Origin of the sequence: Gilliamella sp. B3023, assembly GCF_026536845.1 — a bacterium.
GTDB classification, from domain to species: domain Bacteria; phylum Pseudomonadota; class Gammaproteobacteria; order Enterobacterales; family Orbaceae; genus Gilliamella; species Gilliamella apicola_E.
Map to the genome: position 1 here is coordinate 1 of NZ_JAFNNH010000026.1, position 17987 is coordinate 17987.

A 17987-nucleotide genomic window follows, 5' to 3' on the forward strand; every position below is an offset into this window, starting at 1 on the left:
AAAAATATGACGCAATAATTTTTTCATTTTAGATCGTTAATCTTTGTAAAGATCTTCAGAAAAGGATCTAAAAATTTTTGTGAAATTAGGTTTTAATTGATAAATATCAACTTTACAAATCCTTAAAAATTATAATTTTTAATTCTAGAAAAATTTTATTTCATTGGGATTTTTTTCAATTATTGATTTTTAGGCGAGGTTTTAAATGCCAAAAACCCCACTCCTCAACTTTTTTTACAAAAGCGAGTTGGATGTTATAAGAATTATTACGATATAAAAAACACCACCTATACGTAACTGGATTTATTAATAACAATCGGCGATAATCAATTTAATTATATTAAAACTAATGTAACCATGTTTACTATTTATCATTCTAATCAAGTCGATTTACTCAAATCATTAGTCAGCGAATTAATGCGCAGAGACCCATTAGAGCAAGTATTTACACCTGATATGGTCATTGTGCAAAGCCAAGGGATGGCGCAGTGGTTACAAATTGAATTGGCTAACGATCTTGGTATTGTGGCTAATGTTGATTTTCCCTTTCCGAGTCAATTTATTTGGCAGTTATACCAAGCCCTTCTGCCTGAGGCACCAATTGAAAATAGTTATAATGTCGAATCAATGACTTGGCGTTTATATTACCTATTGCCAAAAATTATTGAGCGGCCAGAATTTGAAACAATCAAATATTATCTTGATATTGATAAAGAAGAACGAAAACAGTACCAATTAGCAACTCGCATAGCAAAATTATTTGACCAGTATTTAGTTTATCGCCCAGACTGGCTAGCCAAATGGGAAGCCAATCAAACAGTGGCTGAATTGAACAACCATCCGGATGAGAAGTGGCAAGCGGAATTATGGCGTCAACTGATCTCGATTAGCCAACCCTATCATCGTGCTAACATTTATCAACAAATGTTAGAGATTATGTTAGATAGTGACTTTGATCGCGCCCGATTAAACAATTTACCTAAGCGGATTTATATTTTTGGCATCACCTCTTTGCCCCCAATTTATCTATCACTATTATCCGCACTTGGACAACATATAGATGTTCACCTCATGTTTAACAACCCTTGTAAATGGTATTGGGGAGATATTGTTGAAATATCGGATACACAAAACCCACTACTGACATCGTGGGGAAAATTGGGACGAGATAACCTATTTTTATTGCAAGAGTTTCAAAATAAGCAGGATATTGATCTCTTTGTCGACAATGAACGTAATTGTCTATTACATGCTATTCAGCAAGATATTTTAGAGCTCTACCGTGAAGCACCAGTAGATGAAATCGATAACCAAGATAGATCGATAACATTTCATGCTTGTCATAGCGAACAGCGGGAAGTCGAAGTACTTTATGATTATCTATTATCGGCATTTGATGCTGATCCAACATTGGAATTACGTGATTGTATTGTCATGGTTTCAGATATTGATAAATATGTACCTTATATTCGATCCGTATTTGGTAATGCTGAAGGACAACGTCATTTACCATTTACCATTTCCGATCAAAAAGCGCGTAACATCGATCCCATTGTGCAAGGATTTTTTGCTATCTTAAACTTTACTGAAAGCCGCTTTACTGCCGAAGAGTTATTTAACCTGCTAGAAATCCCAGCAATTGCTGAAAAATTTGCCATAAGTGAGCCACAACTAACTTTATTACATACTTGGATTATTGAGTCTGGCATTCGTTTTGGTCTCGAAAATGCTCACAGTTGGCTATTTGGTATTGAGCGCTTACTACTTGGTTACACCATGAATAGTGAACAAGGTGGCTGGCAACAGATATTACCTTATGATGGGGCTACAGGATTAGATGCCGAATTAATTGGCCAATTAGCAGAATTTATAAAATCTGTACGTAAATGGCTAAATATTTTAAGTGAGGACAAACCGTTATCTGAATGGCAAAGTTGCTGTATTGAGCTTATCACTGACTTTTTTGTTAGCAATACATCGCGCGAATCAATTTTACTCATGATCCAAGAAGAGTGGGAAAAACTGATCAGCAGTGGTTTAAATGCCAATTTTACCGACAATATTTCGATAACCGTCTTACATGATGCTATGCAAACCCGATTGGAACAAAACCACTTAGCGCATCGATTCTTAGTTGGTAAAATAAACTTTTGTACCATGATGCCAATGCGTTCTATTCCGTTTAAATTGGTTTGCTTATTAGGTATGAACGATGGTGACTATCCAAGAACATCATTACCTTTAGATTTTGATTTAATTGCTCAAAATCCAAGACGCGGCGATCGTAGTCGACGCATTGATGATCGTTATCTATTTTTGGAAGCTATTTTATCGGCACAAAATCAACTCTATATCAGTTATATTGGCCGTGATATGAAAGATGATAGCGAACGTTATCCATCGGTATTGGTTGATGAACTTTGGGATTATATTGTGCAGTATTATGCAACGGATGAAAATTCCACTAAAAAAAATCATCTAATAGATAAATTAAAAACATTGCATACCCGCACCCCATTTAATCCGCTAAATTTCTTAAATGAGCCAAGAAGTTATGCCGATGAGTGGTTACCAGCAGCGTTAAAAGCAGGGGAAAGCCAATCATTTATCAGTGATATCACCAATATGGTTGTTGATAACATCAATTTGGATGAACTAAAGCGATTTTATCAACACTCTATTCGATTCTTTTTACAAAAACGCTTTAATTTTTATATCAATTATTTAGATGACACATTACCCGATGCCGAAAACTTTAGCCTAGATAGCTTGAAACGCTATCAACTCAATTTACAGATTCTAAATGAGATGATCACTAAGGACTCAACTGATAATTTGTATCAACGCCTAACATTGACGGGTGAATTACCAGATGGGGCTTTTGGTGAGATTATTTATGATGAACAATGTGAATTATTACAGCCATTAGCCAACAAAATCATTAAAGAGCGAACCGATCTTTCAACGTCAGAGGTGAATTTAACCATTTCGATAGATAAACAACATTATCAATTACAAGGATGGTTAACTCATGTTCAACAAGATGGCATTTTAACTTGGCGACCGACTAATCTCTCTATCCGTGATGGTATATCATTATGGATTGACCATTTAATTTATTGTATTTTAAATACAGATAAAAGCCAAAGTCGATTATATGGGCGAGAAGACAACCAATGGCGTTTTTCACACATTGACGCTAACCAAGCATTAACAATACTAACTGATTTAGTTGACGGTTATATACAAGGTATTAATCAACCGATGTTGTTACCATTACAAAGTGCTTGGAGTTGGTTAATTACCGCATATAATCCAAAAACAGCAGAAATTGAGCCGAGTGAAAAAGCCATCAGTAAATTATTAAATGCATGGCAAGGTGGACAATTTCACTCCGCTGAATGTGATAGTTATTACGCAAGATTATACCCTGAGTTGAACAATGAATTAATTGAGCAAATAACCCATCTTGCTCAGCGATTTTTATTACCGGTATTATTACATCAAGTCGAAGAATAGGAGGCATTATGTTTATTGATACACATTGCCATTTCAATTTTCCTGCTTTTGTTACCGATTTAGATAATTCAATCAACCACATTCGCCAAGCTCAGATTACTGGTTTAATTATTCCGGCCGTATGTGCTGATCATTTTAGCCAAATTTTGCAACTCAGCGGACAGTATCATGAACTTTATGCTGCACTTGGCCTACATCCTATATATCAACACTCCCCTACTGACCTTGAAATATTAGTAGATAAAGTTAGTACTCACTCAAAAAAAATAGTCGCTATTGGCGAAATCGGTTTGGATCGTTATGACAACTCGATTGCGTGGCAACAGCAACTTAATTTTTTCCGAGCGCAATTGAGTATAGCCAAGCGGTTTGATTTACCGATTTTAGTCCATTCCCGCAAAACACACGATGTTATCTATCATGAATTACATCAAGCCAATTTACCCTGTCGTGGCGTGATCCACGGTTTTTCTGGAAGTTATCAACAAGCCATGCAATTTGTTAAATTAGGCTATTACATTGGTGTGGGTGGCGTAATAAGCTATGCGCGAGCCAATAAAACTCGTCAAACCATCGCCAAATTACCGCTCGAAAGTTTAGTGTTAGAAACCGATGCACCTGACATGCCGTTAAGTGGCCGGCAAGGACAAATCAATCGACCAGAAAATATTGTCGATATTTTTAAGATTCTTTGTCAATTACGTCCTGAAAATCCGATAGAAATACGCGACACAATTCTAACAAATACCTTGACGCTATTTAATAGAATCAATAAAATGGAAATACTAAATCAAACTTAACCATATAATTATTAAAAAATTATTCAGCCACAAGGTGGTGCTTATGTCTCGACGCTATAGTCAGTTATTTGTGCAATCCCTTATTTCACTTACTCGATTATTTCCTCTATGGGCAGTGCTTTGCGCAATAATCGCCTATTTTTTACCTAACGCATTCCTTCCAATTCGCCCTCATACATCACAACTATTAATGTTTGTCATGTTTACCATGGGCGTAACGTTAAGTATTGATGATTTTAAACGCGTCGTTACCAAACCTAAAGCGGTAATAATTTGCACCCTACTGCATTATATTGTTATGCCACTAACCGCATTGATCTTATCTAAATTATTTACCATGCGACCTGAGTTATTAGTTGGCATGGTTTTAGTTGGTAGTGTTGCGAGTGGAACCGCCTCGAATGTAATGATTTATCTGGCTAAGGGTGATGTGGCTTTATCGGTCACCATCTCATCAGTATCAACACTTGTTGGTGTCGTGGTCACCCCGCTACTTACACTACTATTAGTCGGCACCACTGTTGAAGTACCAGTATGGGATATGTTAGTGCATATTGTCCAAATAGTACTTGTTCCAATATTATTGGGATTATTTGTTCACCACTTTTTATATTCAGTAGTAAAAAAATGTGAGCGCTTCCTACCATTACTCTCAATGTTATGTATTTTATTAATTATTTGCATAGTGGTAGCGGGTAGTCATGCGCTCATTGGTCAAGTCGGTATAACGGTCATTTTTGCCGTAATCATCCATAATGGAATTGGTTTGTTAGGTGGTTATTGGGGAGGACGTTTATTTGGATTTGATGAATCGACCTGCCGAACCATGTCTTTAGAAGTGGGAATGCAAAACTCAGCATTAGCTGCAACACTGGGTACCACCTATTTTTCAGCTTTATCAGCACTGCCAGCTGCGGTATTTTCTGTTTGGCACAATATTTCTGGCTCACTCTTGGCGGGTTATTGGCAAGGCAAACCGGTTAAAGATAAGAAAAAAGCTAATAATTAATTATCATAAAATAGCATTCATGGGCTCTCTTACCCAATCATAAAGGTAAGAGAGCATAATCTTAGCGCTAAGCATATCGTTCGTGCAATTTAATAATATTAGGCTGAATAAAATGAATCGCGAATTACCTCCTTTTGTCTATCGAATATTACCTTGGATTGCAGCCTTTGCTTTTTTTATGCAATCGCTTGATACCTCGATTTTAAATACTGCGCTGCCAACCATGGCTAAAGATCTCAATGAATCGCCATTAAATATGCAATCAGCGGTAATTTGTTACGCATTAACCTTGGCACTATTTATTCCGGTAAGTGGGTTTTTATCTGACAAATTTGGTACCAAAAACGTGTTTGTCATGGCGGTCGCACTCTTTACATTAGGATCATTGCTTTGTGCGCTATCTAATTCGTTAATATTCTTAGATATATCAAGAGTAATTCAAGGCATTGGTGGCTCAATGATGGTGCCCGTTTCCCGTTTGGTTTTAATTAAGGCATTTAAACGTAATGAGTTTTTATCCGCATTAAATACTGCCACCATTCCCGGATTAATTGGACCGGTACTCGGACCTGTTTTAGGTGGTTATTTGGTTGATATGGTAAGTTGGCATTGGGTCTTTTTGATTAATTTGCCCATTGGTATTTTAGGCGTACTTGTCAGCTTAAAATATATGCCGAACCTAAAAGGTGAACACATGCCTTTTGACGCATTTGGATTTATTTTTATTGTTATTACCTTCATCAGCGCGACGCTGAGTATTGAATGTTTAAATGAAGGCCAACAATATTATTTACCGCTATCGCTTGCTATTATTAGCATCGTATTTCTCTTTATTTATCGTAGCTACGCCCAAAAGAGACAAGCACCGCTGTTTCCACTCTCATTATTCAATATCCGTACATTCAAAATTGGCATTATCGGGAATTTAGTTTGTCGCTTAGGTATTTCAGGTGTACCTTTTCTTATTCCGTTATTTTTACAGGTTGGATTTGGCTATTCAGCCATGTTTGCCGGAATGATGTTAGTACCAATGGCGATCGCTTCAATTTTTACGCGATTTTTTATTACCAAATTATTGGCTCGATTAGGCTATCGTTTTGTGTTGGTTGCAAATACTATTTTAGCGGGAATATTGATTCTTTTACTGTCATTATTAAATCTAACCACACCACTAGTCATATTAGGTGTTTTACTATTTTGTATTGGTGGCGTTAACTCAATGCAATTTACCTCAATGAATAGTATAACTTTAGCTAACCTACAAGGCGAAAACACTAGCAGTGGCAATAGCTTAATGGCAGTTAATCAACAATTAGCCATCAGTTTTGGTACTGGCTTTGGTGCGGTATTGGTTAGATTATTTAGCAACTCAACAACGACTATTCACGCATTTCAGCTATCCTTTGTTATACTGGGTGTGGTAACTATGCTATCAAGCATAATCTTTGCACAATTAACAAAAGAAGATGGTCAAAATTTAACGGCTCGGCACTAAACAACAAGGAGATAACAATATGTTTCAGTATCAAATCATTCCCGTTACAGCTTTTCAAGAAAACTGTAGCATTATTTGGTGTGATGAAACAAATCAAGCCGCATTTATCGACCCAGGTGGTGAGCCAGAACTACTAAAAAAAGCAGTTGAAAAGCTTAATGTAGATATTAAACAAATACTGCTTACCCACGGTCATTTAGATCATGTTGGTGCAGCGGTGGAATTAGCTAAACACTATAACGTTAAAATTATTGGCCCTAGCCAAGAAGATGAATTTTTACTGTCAGGCTTACCACAACAATGCATACAATTTGGTTTTCCTCACATTGATAGCTTTTTACCCGATCGCTGGTTAACCGAAGGTGAACAAATAAAAGTAGGAAATGTCACTTTAGATGTTTTATTCTGCCCAGGTCATACTCCGGGCCATATCGTATTTATTAACAAACAAGATAAAATTGCTTTTGTGGGTGATGTGCTGTTCAAAAGCAGTATTGGACGAACCGACTTTCCTCGCGGAAATCATGCAGATCTGATCTCATCAATTACCCATAAACTCTTTCCATTAGGCGACGATTTTATCTTTGTACCTGGTCATGGCCCGATGTCGAGCTTTGGTAATGAACGAATGACTAACCCTTACTTAGTATAACGTCACTATTTGTTTAAATAGATTAAAGAATAATGTAAACTTTTTTGAAACAAAAGAGTTTACATTATAAATTTTTGTATTATTATTGCACTACTGTTTATCTTTTAATGGTAGAAAATAATGAAACTCACAACATATTATCCAACTTATATCAATACACTATTTAACTTATCATCTTGGCAACGCAAACTGTGTGCAACTACAGGGGCGGCCCTACTGCTAGGGTTAGCAGCTAATATCAGTATTCCCACCTACCCAGTACCATTCACACTTCAATCGTTAGCCGTATTGTTAATTGGCGCTTTTTTAGGTCGTAAACTAGGTGCATTAACCATACTTCAATATCTCTTTTTAGGTGCAATGGGATTACCACTATTCGCTAACGGTAGCGGTGGAATTATGGCATTAGCTTCACCGTCATCAGGTTATTTGTATGGTTATATATTTAGTGCTTATTTAGCCGGTTTTGCTGCCGAAAAAGGGTACGATCGTCACTTTATTTTAGGATTAATTGCCTTTGCTTGTGCACATCAACTCTTATTTGTATTTGGTGTCGTTTATCTAATGGGATATTTGCATATTTCACTTATCGAAGCATTAAAAGTCGGCTACTTACCTTTCGTTGGTGTTGATGCAGCTAAATTTATTATTGCAACTTGCGTAATGTTCTCATTATGGCGCCACCACGCACGCAAATAACCATGCAAATTGGCGATATTATTTTCCAAGCCCAGAATGAAGAAAGCGAATTCAATACCGCAGTGACGCATTCTGGTGCCGACACGGATGAAATAATCAAACAGATAAACCATGTTGGGTTATATATTGGTAATAATATCGTCATAGAAGCCACTCAACAGCATGGCGTGATTCAACAACCCCTTAATGACTTTTTAGCGAGGGCTAAATATAATCTGGTCGCAACCATTTATGATGATTCAGTCATCAAAAATGCAATAACCCGAGTTAAAACGTGTTTAGGATTGCCCTATAACCATAGTTTCCGTGCTGAAGATGAAGGATTTTACTGTAGCGAATTAATTACTTATGCCTTTAAATACCCATCAGGTGAAGACTATTTTCAGCGCTATCCAATGAATTTCAAAGATTCTGCGACTGGCCAAATTATTCCTTATTGGATCAAATACTACCAAAAACAACCCATCCCGCAAGGCGAACTTGGCTCACACCCTCAGCAATTACTTAGACAAAAAGCCTTATTCAAAACAATCGTGAATCATCATAAATGCGTTAAAAATACAGTTAAAAAAATTTAACAGTTGACATGGGGCGATTAAATCTATAATATGCGCGCTACATTTCGGTTCCTCCATAGTTCAGTCGGTAGAACGGCGGACTGTTAATCCGTATGTCACAGGTTCAAGTCCTGTTGGAGGAGCCAACTTTTCACTTCATCTCATATCTATACATCTCTATTTGATTATAAATCAATATATTATATTTTTTTTAGTATTCCTCTTATCCATATACATCTATCAATTTTTTTATCAATTCAATATTTTTTCGGGTTTAAATGCGGGTCAGCAAAAATGCTCTTTTTTTTCATCACTAATCTATCGCCTCTAAAGCGTCAGAGCCTTCGGGTGTATAAAAATGGAATAAATAACTTTCATTAGTTCTTTTGGAGAAGTTACGAAACCTAATTAAAAGTATTAAAAATTTATTCATTATTTCCAATCTACATTGTTATTTTTTATCATGCTTTTATATTAAGATTAATCTATTGATTGGACTAATATCCAAGGATTGAATTATTATTTAGGTATAGTTGAAAGTTCCTTTAACTCGACTTCGTACAAATCATCAAAGTTGTATATTTTTTTAGATATTATTTTATTTCTTTCATATTGCGTAATGATTTTGTAGTCTTTACCGAACTCGTCGGGGTGGTAATATGTAGTTTCTATCAATTCCCCTTTTTCATTATATTTTTTCCATAACCCAACTTGGATTCCTGTACCATTATAACTTCCTTGACATCCTGATAATTTTAATTTTCCATTTGGAAAATACTCTATTATAGGTTTTTGACATGAAGCACTATCAGTTGATAAAGTTTTATTAAAATCATGTTCATTTTCGTCTGCAAAACTTGTATTGCATGAACATGAAATGAATACTATTGCAAATAGTAAATTTAAATTCTTTTTAAAATTGCTCATAATTAAAATTTTTTTAGGTTTTTTTCATCCAAATGATTGTATTTACTATTTAATGGATCGATTCAAAATTGCCATTTTTATTTATTTTAAATTTTAATAAATGTGATTCTATTTTAGGTACTGTGGTGTGTTTGATAATATTTCCTCTATCATCAATTAAAACCTCATTTTTAGAAAATTCTTGAATGAATATATTTCCATCTTTATCAATGGCAAAATCATTCCAGTAGGTGACTTCAAATGTGAATCTATTGTCTATTAATAAAGCATCAATCCTATTTCCTGCATGATCATAACTGTTTATTTGAAAAAATAAACAGGGATATTCTGACTCAACCCATCCTTCATATATAATCCCTGTAACTCTTTGTAAACCAATTGAAACGTCTAACACAGGGTAATAATATCTTGATATTGAATAATAATCATGAAAATTTTTAGGCTTAATATTTTTTTCTAATTGGGTAAATTCTTTTTTTCCAAAAATTGAGCATTTATTTTATAAGTACCCGTATTTTCATCATAAGAATAAAATTTCTTTAACCCATCAGATGTAAAAGGCAAAGTATGTTGAATGGCGGTATTTTTCGTACTGCCATTTGAACTACCGATGATAATTAGCATAAAAAACAGAAAAAGAAGGATATGTTTCTTCATTTTTAATCTCTTTTATAAACTTCAATCATTTTATTATCCATAAAGTCTGGTGATTGAAAATAATATTTTTTATCCTTAATAAACAGGGTAAAGATAAAATCGCCTTGTGTTTGTTCTTTTGCTAATCCTTGATAGGCGCAAATATTGTCATCGTCTTTTAGGAATAATGGTAAATCATAATCAAGCGTATTGAGTTTAATCTTAGTATCACTAATAGTAACAGTTAAATTAGTGGAAAAATAATGACCATTAAAATCTTTTAAGGTAGTTGGTTGATATTGCGAAATAGTGTTAATTGCTGTTTGATAATGTTGTTTGTAGCGTTCTTCTAACTCAGGATGTTGTTCGACTAATGCTTCGGTGACAAAGTCCCCTAGAAAGTATCGAGAATTTTTAGGATCTCGATAAGAATATAGTTGTGATTGTTCAGTGTGCTTATCGGTAAGTAAAAACCATGACTGCGAACCTAACAGGATATCATAAAGTTTATTATTTTTCGTTAATTCAGCTTTAATATAGATACCATCAGGGGTAAAACCATAGAAATGTTCAAAATTAACATCATCAGGTAAGTACTCTTCGTGCTTATTTTGAGTAATTTCGAGAATATTGTCTGCACTTAAATTCCAATCTAAACACATTTGATAATAAATTAGATTTCGAAATTTTAAATCATGACATGACTTAGAAATATTGGTAATCTCATCTTGCGCTTTACAAGAGAAAATTATTAATAAGCTTGTTATCAGTATTAAAAATTTATTCATTATTTTACGCTTAAACTGTTAAATTTTTTTTATATAATTAATGCCAATAATTCATCATTTTTTTATATACATCTTTTCCTTCATTTGGATCTTTTGCACATAAATCTTCGTGACATTTTACATCATCTATTGTTAAATTATAGTGTTGTAAAAGAAATTTAACTAAACAAGATAATGACTTAGCTTACTCTTCTGTTACCTCCTGCCAATAGCCGTGAGGTAATATTGTTTACTTACCACCATTCATATTTATGAGGGTGATAAGCATAATAATCGTTTGTTTACTACACAATCTTTAATTCAATTCATCAATTTCTTTATCCACAAATTTACGTTCGACAAGCTCACCGTCTTTATAGGTTTCTGTGTACAAAAGTTTGCCTTTTTTGCGAGTGGATAAGATGGGTTCATACAGTTCATTATATTGTTGTTCTAATTGATGACATTTCCAAATACCAACAGGCAGGCCATTTTTGTATTCCGATTCGAGATAAATATAACCGATACCTAAAGGCGCATATTTACTGCCTGTTATCTCTATCCATACCCCCTCGCGAGTATGGTTTTGAACTAAACCTTCCTCTGTATCATTAAGATCTGTATTTTGAAAAGAACCATTAGTATCATAATAGCGGATGAATTTGCCTTGGGGTGTCAGTTGGTATGTTCTTTTTTCATTAGCAGCACTGTCTGTCTCATCACTACCAAAATCCCTAATAATTATTTTCCCATTATCATAATAGAAAAATCGATAGCTTCTACCCAGATCATTTCCATATTCGTAAGTGGCTGCTAATTTATCCACAATTTGATCAGAGCTGATAGAGATAATGGATTGAAAAATAAGGTGTCTTCCATACTCGCAATGGTTGCATTCTAACTCAAGGTTCTCGGTGGTGAGTAGAAACAGATCAAACTGAGGAAAGCCGGCTATTTTTTCCACATGAACTGTAATCTTCTGGTTTAAAATATCGTTGATATTAAATGGGATATCATAGGAATCCTGAACAATCTGCTTTAAATTTTCTTGGGTTAAAGTAATCTTATAGGATTGTTCTGATTGGGACTGCTTATCTAAATTTCCGGCTAATTCATCAAAAGCCTTTTCATTCCCCGAACGTTCACTTTCTGTTTCTGCATGTTGCCAATGTGTTGCAAAGGGATATAAAACATGTTTATCACCAATTGGAGGACTGGCAAGGGGAGCCTGAATAATGTGGGTAATAAGATCGTCTTTTTTATTTTTATTAATCGGTTGGCTATTCGCCATTTGATTACTCATAAATAAGAGGGTTATACATACTATTATCAATCTCATTGCCAATATTCCTTGTACATTTTTTACTCCCCCGTACTTTAAAAAACGCTTGTATAGAATAACGGATGCAGTATATGAGTGCGGTTTTCAGAATTTATGGAGAGTATATACCTGATTTCAGATAATAGTGAATTTATTTCCGCTTTATCAAATACCCAGTGATTATTTTTGAAATGGGATAAATAAGCATCCAGTTTAAACTTAAAATCATCATCAGAATAAATTTCTTTGATGTCTTTGTTTATAAGTTACGATATATCATAATTATCTAATCTTCTTTCGAGTAACTGTTTCTTTATTTCGTTACTTAATAATTGTGGTTAATTAACCGCTTTATAAAAAGCAAAAAAATATCAAAAAAGTAATATGTGGTAAAAATTGCTTCATAGGGTTTTCTCTTTTGTATTTTTACGTTTTAAAAAAAACAGTATAAGTAAAACTGAAATATAAAGAATTAAAGGAATCTTATAAATCATATCAATGATATTTTGTCCTATCATTTCATTTTCATCAGAAAACAAAACATAATAACTATTGTGACTTAAATAATTAATATAATTATAATTTTCAGAAAGAGGATTCAATTTTAGCGCCAAAAAGACAGTAGGATCATCGTTGCAAATAAGAATTTGGGTAAAACCTTTAATTAATAGTAATAGTATTATTAAGATCTTTAATAATTTCATATTGTCATCCATTTATAATCTTATTGAACTGATTGAATTTCGACTTTAATTCGGGGATGTGCTTCATAGATATTAATTTTTCCCTATTCTTTTCTTCCAATAATATAATGATATTCAATATCTACCCAATTATTTTTTACAATATGTCTTTTTTCTACTTGATTAACTTTTGTAGTAAAACCATAAAATCTCTCACAAAAACCAATTTTACGAATTCTAAATCCGATTAAAGCAGATTTTTATGCCAAATATCCCACACACAAAACGCCAAATCTTCACATTTCATAATAAAAGATTCATAATAAACTTCGCGTTTAATTGTCCATATTCGATATAAAATAGAATCGATAAGATTAAAGGAGATTTATCAATGCATGTGCACTTTATCATCCACGAAGATTTCGAAGCACCTGGCGCATATGAGCAATGGGCAAAAATGCATCAACACACCATTAGTTATTCTCGTGTTTATCTTGGTGAGCCGCTTCCCGATAAGATAGATAAGATTGATATGTTGATTATCATGGGTGGTCCTCAATCACCAGCAACGACCAAAAAAGAGTGTCCACATTTTGACTCATTAGCCGAGCAAGCCATCATATCTACGGCAATCAAATCACAAAAAATAGTCATCGGTGTCTGTCTTGGCTCGCAATTAATTGGTGAAGCCTTAGGTGCACATTTCGAGCATAGTCCGGAAAAAGAGATTGGCAAATTCCCAATTACGTTGACTGAAGCAGGCAAAAAAAATCCGCTTTTTGCGCATTTCGGTGATAGTTTGGCTGTCGGCCACTGGCACAATGATATGCCAGGTTTAACTCAAGATGCCCAAATCATTGCCTATAGTGAAGGCTGTCCACGGCAAATCATTGCCTATGGTCCATTCGTGTATGGTTTCCAATGTCATATGGAGCTAACCCATGACGTGGTTGAACAACTTATTGCTCACTCTGAAAACGACCTAAAACAAGCCGAGAAATACCGTTTTATTGATACTCCCCAGCAACTTCGTTTACATGACTATTCTGAAATGAATCAAAAGCTTTTTGGATTTCTAGACAAGTTAAGCCTTTTATCACAGCCCCAAAAATAATAAATTTGATGATGATATAGAAACAATCCAAAGCTATATCATCAAAAAATCATAAGTAACGAAAATTAAACAAAAATTAGGATAGCCACCAGCTATCTAAGTAATAGTTTGTGAGATATATTGATAGTTCGTATACTCATAAAATAATGTAGTTAATAATTCCGATTAGATGAAAGGAGCGATTCCATGGCTTACACACTACCCCCTCTACCTTATGCTTATGATGCTTTAGAACCTTATATTGATACTGAAACAATGCATCTACACCATGATAAACATCATCAAACTTACGTAAACAATGCCAACGCATTATTAGAAACCCTACCTGCTGAATTAAACGATTTTTGTCCAGAAACATTATTAAAAAATTTAGACAAAGTACCAGCAGACAAATTGACTGGAATTAAAAACAATGTCGGTGGTCACGTTAATCACACCCTATTTTGGGAACTGCTAAAAATTGGAACCGAGCTTAAGGGCGAACTTAAAGCGGCAATAGAAAAAGATTTTGGTTCGGTTGATGCGTTTAAAGAAAAATTCTCAGCAGCGGCTGCAACCCGTTTTGGTTCAGGTTGGGCGTGGTTAGTATTGAAAAATGACAAACTTGAAGTCGTGTCAACCGCGAATCAAGATACCCCAATTATGGGCGAAAAATTTGCCGGCGTTTCAGGCACACCAATTCTAGCGCTTGATGTTTGGGAACATGCTTACTACTTAAAATACCAAAACCGCCGTGCGGATTACATTGGTGCATTTTGGAATGTCATCAATTGGGACAAAGTCGCTCAATTATATGCAGCAGCCAAAAAATAATCATCTCAAATAAACCTAAAAAATGACGCTTTATGCGTCATTTTTATTTTTTAGCATAGCGTTGAACGATCGCATTTACTCAAATGGCTAAAGCAAAGTCATTGCTAAGTTATACTTAAATCCGTTACAATGTACGATTAGTTAAAAACAGCAAAAATAGCAAAACATGTTTGAAATTAATCCTATCAAATCAAAAATAACCGAATTAACCGAACGAACGAATGTCATTCGGGGGTATCTTTGACTATGACCTCAAAAAAGAGCGTCTAGAGGAAGTCAATGCCGAACTAGAACAATCCGAAGTTTGGGCCGATCCAGAAAAGGCACAAGCATTAGGCAAAGAACGCGTTGCGCTAGAAGAGATCATCAATACCATCAATACCTTAGAACAAGGTCTAGACGACGTCGAAGGTCTACTTGAACTTGCTATTGAAGCAGAAGATCAAGACACTTTTGACGAAGCCAATCAAGAAGTTGAACAACTCGAAAAAAAGCTAGCCGGTCTTGAATTTCGCCGAATGTTTTCGGGTGATTATGACAGTGCTGACTGTTACTTAGATATCCAATCAGGCTCAGGGGGTACTGAAGCCCAAGATTGGGCTGAAATGTTATTGCGAATGTATTTACGCTGGGCTGAATCGAAAGGTTTTACAACCGAAGTGATGGAAGTATCAGACGGCGATGTAGCTGGCATAAAATCAGCCACAATCAAAGTAACCGGCGATTATGCTTATGGCTGGTTACGCACTGAAACCGGTGTGCACCGCTTAGTACGAAAAAGCCCATTTGACTCAGGAAACCGCCGTCATACCTCATTTGCATCGGTATTTGTCTATCCAGAGGTTGATGACAATATTGATATCGACATCAATCCAGCCGATCTACGCATTGACGTTTATCGGGCATCGGGTGCGGGTGGTCAGCATGTCAATAAAACCGAATCTGCTGTACGTATTACCCACGTACCAACCGGAATTGTGACACAATGTCAAAATAACCGCTCGCAACATAGCAATAAAGATCAGGCCATGAAACAGTTAAAAGCAAAACTGTATGAGCTTGAAATGCACAAAAAGAATGCCGAAAAACAACAAATGGAAGAAAACAAATCCGACATTGGTTGGGGCAGCCAAATTCGTTCGTATGTACTTGATGATTCACGAATCAAAGACTTACGCACAGGCGTTGAAACACGCAATACTCAAGCCGTATTAGACGGCGATTTAGATCAATTTATTGAAGAAAGCTTAAAAGCCGGTTTATAACTGGTGATAAATAAAAGGTAAAATTATGTCAACACAGCAAGAGCAACAAAACCATATTGAAGAGTTAAATAACGAGCTTACAATACGTCGTGAAAAGCTAGCTGCAATTCGCGAACAAGGCATTGCTTTCCCGAATGATTTCCGTCGTGACGCAATTTCAAGCGATCTTCATAAATTGTATGATGAAAAAACTAACGAAGAGTTAATTGAAAACAAAATTATTGTAACCGTTGCGGGTCGAATGATGATGCGCCGTATTATGGGTAAAGCCTCATTTGTATCATTACAAGATGTTGCAGGGCAAATCCAACTCTATGTCACTCGTGATGATCTACCCGAAAACTACTACAACGAACAATTCAAAAAATGGGATCTTGGTGACATCGTTGGGGCTAAAGGCTACTTATTCAAAACCAAAACAGGCGAACTATCAATCCACTGTGAAGAAATCCGCCTACTAACAAAAGCATTACGCCCATTACCCGATAAATTCCATGGCTTAGCAGATCAAGAAATGCGCTATCGTCAACGTTACCTTGATTTAATTACTAATCAACAATCACGTGACACCTTTATTGCGCGCTCAAAAGTGGTAACTGAAATTCGTAACTTTATGTTAGAAAACCACTTTATGGAAGTTGAAACCCCGATGATGCAAGTCATCCCAGGTGGTGCATCAGCCAAACCATTTATTACGCACCATAATGCGCTTGATCTAGACATGTATTTACGAATTGCGCCAGAACTTTACTTAAAACGTCTAGTGGTAGGTGGATTTGAGCGTGTATTTGAAATCAACCGCAATTTCCGAAACGAAGGGGTATCACCAAGACATAATCCTGAATTTACCATGATGGAAATGTATATGGCTTATGCCGATTATAAAGATTTGATCGTATTAACTGAAGCGTTATTCCGTCGTTTAGCCATTGCCGTGACGGGGAATGCAGTAGTGCAATATGGCGAACACACTTTTGATTTCGGCAAACCATTTATCAAAATGACCATGCGTGAAGCAATCTGCCATTATCGCCCAGAAACCAATAATGCTGATTTAGATGATTTTGACAAAGCTTGTGCGATTGCAAAAGCAGTGGGAATCAAAGTGGAAAAAGGCTGGGGACTTGGTCGAGTGGTAACTGAAATATTTGAAGAAGTGGCTGAAGCTAACCTCATTCAACCAACATTTATCACCGAATACCCGGCAGAAGTCTCACCACTTGCTCGTCGAAACGATGAAAACCCATTTGTAACAGACCGCTTTGAATTCTTTATTGGTGGACGTGAAATTGGTAACGGCTTCTCAGAACTTAATGATGCCGAAGACCAAGCACAACGTTTTGCCGACCAAGTATCACAAAAAGACGCGGGTGATGACGAAGCAATGTTTTATGATGAAGATTACATCACTGCATTAGAACATGGCTTACCGCCAACAGCAGGGCTAGGAATTGGGATTGACCGAACCGTAATGCTATTTACCAATAGCCATACCATTCGGGACGTCATCTTATTCCCAACAATGCGCCCAGTTAAATAGTTTCGACAAAGTTAATCAAACTCACTTATTCACCAATAAGTGAGTTTTTTTATATCAAAAACCCCGCTCCTCAACTTTTTTTGCGATAAAACACCTCAAAAATAAACCCGACGAGGCGGGTAATTCAAACGTCGCTTAGCCGCAAAATCGCTTTTTATAGCTAAACGACGTTGACTCCTTGAGTCAGCTT

At 35.6% G+C, this 17987-nt stretch carries 17 protein-coding genes and 1 tRNA gene; 12 read left to right on the forward strand and 6 right to left on the reverse strand.

What is annotated here, in order from left to right:
- Positions 1 to 357: 357 nt before the first annotated feature.
- The 8 genes from recC to J3U16_RS11520 all read left to right on the forward strand — a co-directional run bounded on the left by recC (position 358) and on the right by J3U16_RS11520 (position 8877).
- Positions 358 to 3519, forward strand: a complete 3162-nt coding sequence (recC, locus tag J3U16_RS11485; RefSeq protein WP_267343127.1) for an exodeoxyribonuclease V subunit gamma — start codon at positions 358 to 360, stop codon at positions 3517 to 3519.
- An 8-nt stretch (positions 3520 to 3527) separates the two neighbouring features.
- The gene (locus J3U16_RS11490; RefSeq protein ID WP_267343128.1) at positions 3528 to 4319 is read left to right on the forward strand and encodes a TatD family hydrolase; all 792 of its coding nucleotides are present in this window, start codon (positions 3528 to 3530) and stop codon (positions 4317 to 4319) included.
- 43 nt (positions 4320 to 4362) lie between these two features.
- Positions 4363 to 5328, forward strand: coding sequence for a ketopantoate/pantoate/pantothenate transporter PanS (gene panS / locus J3U16_RS11495; RefSeq protein WP_267330530.1), 966 nt, complete (start codon positions 4363 to 4365; stop codon positions 5326 to 5328).
- A gap of 112 nt (positions 5329 to 5440) precedes the next feature.
- Positions 5441 to 6823, forward strand: a complete 1383-nt coding sequence (locus J3U16_RS11500; RefSeq protein ID WP_267330529.1) for an MFS transporter — start codon at positions 5441 to 5443, stop codon at positions 6821 to 6823.
- A 19-nt stretch (positions 6824 to 6842) separates the two neighbouring features.
- Entirely contained in the window at positions 6843 to 7475 is a 633-nt protein-coding gene (locus J3U16_RS11505; RefSeq protein ID WP_065563784.1) for an MBL fold metallo-hydrolase, read from the forward strand.
- A gap of 120 nt (positions 7476 to 7595) precedes the next feature.
- Positions 7596 to 8174: a biotin transporter BioY gene (locus J3U16_RS11510; protein WP_267330528.1), complete on the forward strand. Its 579-nt coding sequence runs from the start codon at positions 7596 to 7598 to the stop codon at positions 8172 to 8174.
- A complete protein-coding gene (locus J3U16_RS11515) occupies positions 8150 to 8752 on the forward strand; it encodes a YiiX/YebB-like N1pC/P60 family cysteine hydrolase (RefSeq protein ID WP_267339253.1) in 603 nt (200 codons plus the stop codon). The genes J3U16_RS11510 and J3U16_RS11515 overlap by 25 nt, the downstream gene beginning before the upstream one ends.
- Before the next feature lie 49 nt (positions 8753 to 8801).
- A tRNA-Asn gene (locus J3U16_RS11520) sits at positions 8802 to 8877 on the forward strand.
- A 373-nt stretch (positions 8878 to 9250) separates the two neighbouring features.
- On the opposite strand, the gene J3U16_RS11525 is transcribed toward J3U16_RS11520, so the two are convergent.
- The 6 genes from J3U16_RS11525 to J3U16_RS11550 all read right to left on the reverse strand — a co-directional run bounded on the left by J3U16_RS11525 (position 9251) and on the right by J3U16_RS11550 (position 13086).
- Positions 9251 to 9658, reverse strand: coding sequence for a hypothetical protein (locus J3U16_RS11525; protein ID WP_267330527.1), 408 nt, complete (start codon positions 9656 to 9658; stop codon positions 9251 to 9253).
- A gap of 49 nt (positions 9659 to 9707) precedes the next feature.
- On the reverse strand, positions 9708 to 10052 hold the full coding sequence (locus J3U16_RS11530; RefSeq protein WP_267330526.1) for a hypothetical protein: 345 nt from the start codon (positions 10050 to 10052) through the stop codon (positions 9708 to 9710).
- Positions 10053 to 10114: 62 nt separating this feature from the next.
- Positions 10115 to 10315 (reverse strand): hypothetical protein, encoded by a 201-nt coding sequence (locus J3U16_RS11535; RefSeq protein ID WP_220218567.1) that lies wholly within the window; start codon positions 10313 to 10315, stop codon positions 10115 to 10117.
- Positions 10316 to 10317: 2 nt separating this feature from the next.
- Positions 10318 to 11082 (reverse strand): hypothetical protein, encoded by a 765-nt coding sequence (locus tag J3U16_RS11540; protein ID WP_220218566.1) that lies wholly within the window; start codon positions 11080 to 11082, stop codon positions 10318 to 10320.
- Between the two features lie 295 nt (positions 11083 to 11377).
- Positions 11378 to 12352, reverse strand: coding sequence for a hypothetical protein (locus J3U16_RS11545; protein ID WP_267343129.1), 975 nt, complete (start codon positions 12350 to 12352; stop codon positions 11378 to 11380).
- 431 nt (positions 12353 to 12783) lie between these two features.
- Complete coding sequence (locus tag J3U16_RS11550) at positions 12784 to 13086, reverse strand: hypothetical protein (protein ID WP_267332122.1); 303 nt, start codon at positions 13084 to 13086, stop codon at positions 12784 to 12786.
- A 370-nt stretch (positions 13087 to 13456) separates the two neighbouring features.
- On the opposite strand from J3U16_RS11550, the gene J3U16_RS11555 reads away from it, so the two are divergent.
- The 4 genes from J3U16_RS11555 (at position 13457) to lysS (ending at position 17797) form a co-directional block, all read left to right on the forward strand.
- On the forward strand, positions 13457 to 14179 hold the full coding sequence (locus tag J3U16_RS11555; RefSeq protein ID WP_267343130.1) for a type 1 glutamine amidotransferase: 723 nt from the start codon (positions 13457 to 13459) through the stop codon (positions 14177 to 14179).
- Positions 14180 to 14365: 186 nt separating this feature from the next.
- A complete protein-coding gene (locus J3U16_RS11560) occupies positions 14366 to 14992 on the forward strand; it encodes a Fe-Mn family superoxide dismutase (RefSeq protein ID WP_065563798.1) in 627 nt (208 codons plus the stop codon).
- 166 nt (positions 14993 to 15158) lie between these two features.
- A protein-coding gene (gene prfB, locus J3U16_RS11565) for a peptide chain release factor 2 (RefSeq protein ID WP_141677433.1) occupies positions 15159 to 16257 on the forward strand; the annotation gives its coding sequence in 2 pieces (ribosomal slippage) (positions 15159 to 15233 and positions 15235 to 16257; 1098 coding nt in all).
- 25 nt (positions 16258 to 16282) lie between these two features.
- Positions 16283 to 17797 carry a lysine--tRNA ligase gene (gene lysS, locus J3U16_RS11570; RefSeq protein WP_065733572.1) on the forward strand — a complete coding sequence of 505 codons (1515 nt, stop codon included), beginning with the start codon at positions 16283 to 16285 and terminating at the stop codon, positions 17795 to 17797.
- Positions 17798 to 17987 lie beyond the last annotated feature (190 nt).

Bases quoted from the DNA above. Each gene is read 5' to 3' on its own strand.
- J3U16_RS11550 (WP_267332122.1), bottom strand. From the start codon at position 13,086: ATGAAATTATTAAAGATCTTAATAATACTATTACTATTAATTAAAGGT.
- J3U16_RS11535 (WP_220218567.1), bottom strand. From the start codon at position 10,315: ATGAAGAAACATATCCTTCTTTTTCTGTTTTTTATGCTAATTATCATC.
- J3U16_RS11525 (WP_267330527.1), bottom strand. From the start codon at position 9,658: ATGAGCAATTTTAAAAAGAATTTAAATTTACTATTTGCAATAGTATTC.
- J3U16_RS11490 (WP_267343128.1), top strand. From the start codon at position 3,528: ATGTTTATTGATACACATTGCCATTTCAATTTTCCTGCTTTTGTTACC.
- J3U16_RS11560 (WP_065563798.1), top strand. From the start codon at position 14,366: ATGGCTTACACACTACCCCCTCTACCTTATGCTTATGATGCTTTAGAA.
- J3U16_RS11515 (WP_267339253.1), top strand. From the start codon at position 8,150: ATGGCGCCACCACGCACGCAAATAACCATGCAAATTGGCGATATTATT.
- panS (WP_267330530.1), top strand. From the start codon at position 4,363: ATGTCTCGACGCTATAGTCAGTTATTTGTGCAATCCCTTATTTCACTT.
- J3U16_RS11540 (WP_220218566.1), bottom strand. From the start codon at position 11,082: ATGAATAAATTTTTAATACTGATAACAAGCTTATTAATAATTTTCTCT.
- recC (WP_267343127.1), top strand. From the start codon at position 358: ATGTTTACTATTTATCATTCTAATCAAGTCGATTTACTCAAATCATTA.
- J3U16_RS11555 (WP_267343130.1), top strand. From the start codon at position 13,457: ATGCATGTGCACTTTATCATCCACGAAGATTTCGAAGCACCTGGCGCA.
- lysS (WP_065733572.1), top strand. From the start codon at position 16,283: ATGTCAACACAGCAAGAGCAACAAAACCATATTGAAGAGTTAAATAAC.
- J3U16_RS11510 (WP_267330528.1), top strand. From the start codon at position 7,596: ATGAAACTCACAACATATTATCCAACTTATATCAATACACTATTTAAC.
- J3U16_RS11545 (WP_267343129.1), bottom strand. From the start codon at position 12,352: ATGGCGAATAGCCAACCGATTAATAAAAATAAAAAAGACGATCTTATT.
- J3U16_RS11505 (WP_065563784.1), top strand. From the start codon at position 6,843: ATGTTTCAGTATCAAATCATTCCCGTTACAGCTTTTCAAGAAAACTGT.
- J3U16_RS11500 (WP_267330529.1), top strand. From the start codon at position 5,441: ATGAATCGCGAATTACCTCCTTTTGTCTATCGAATATTACCTTGGATT.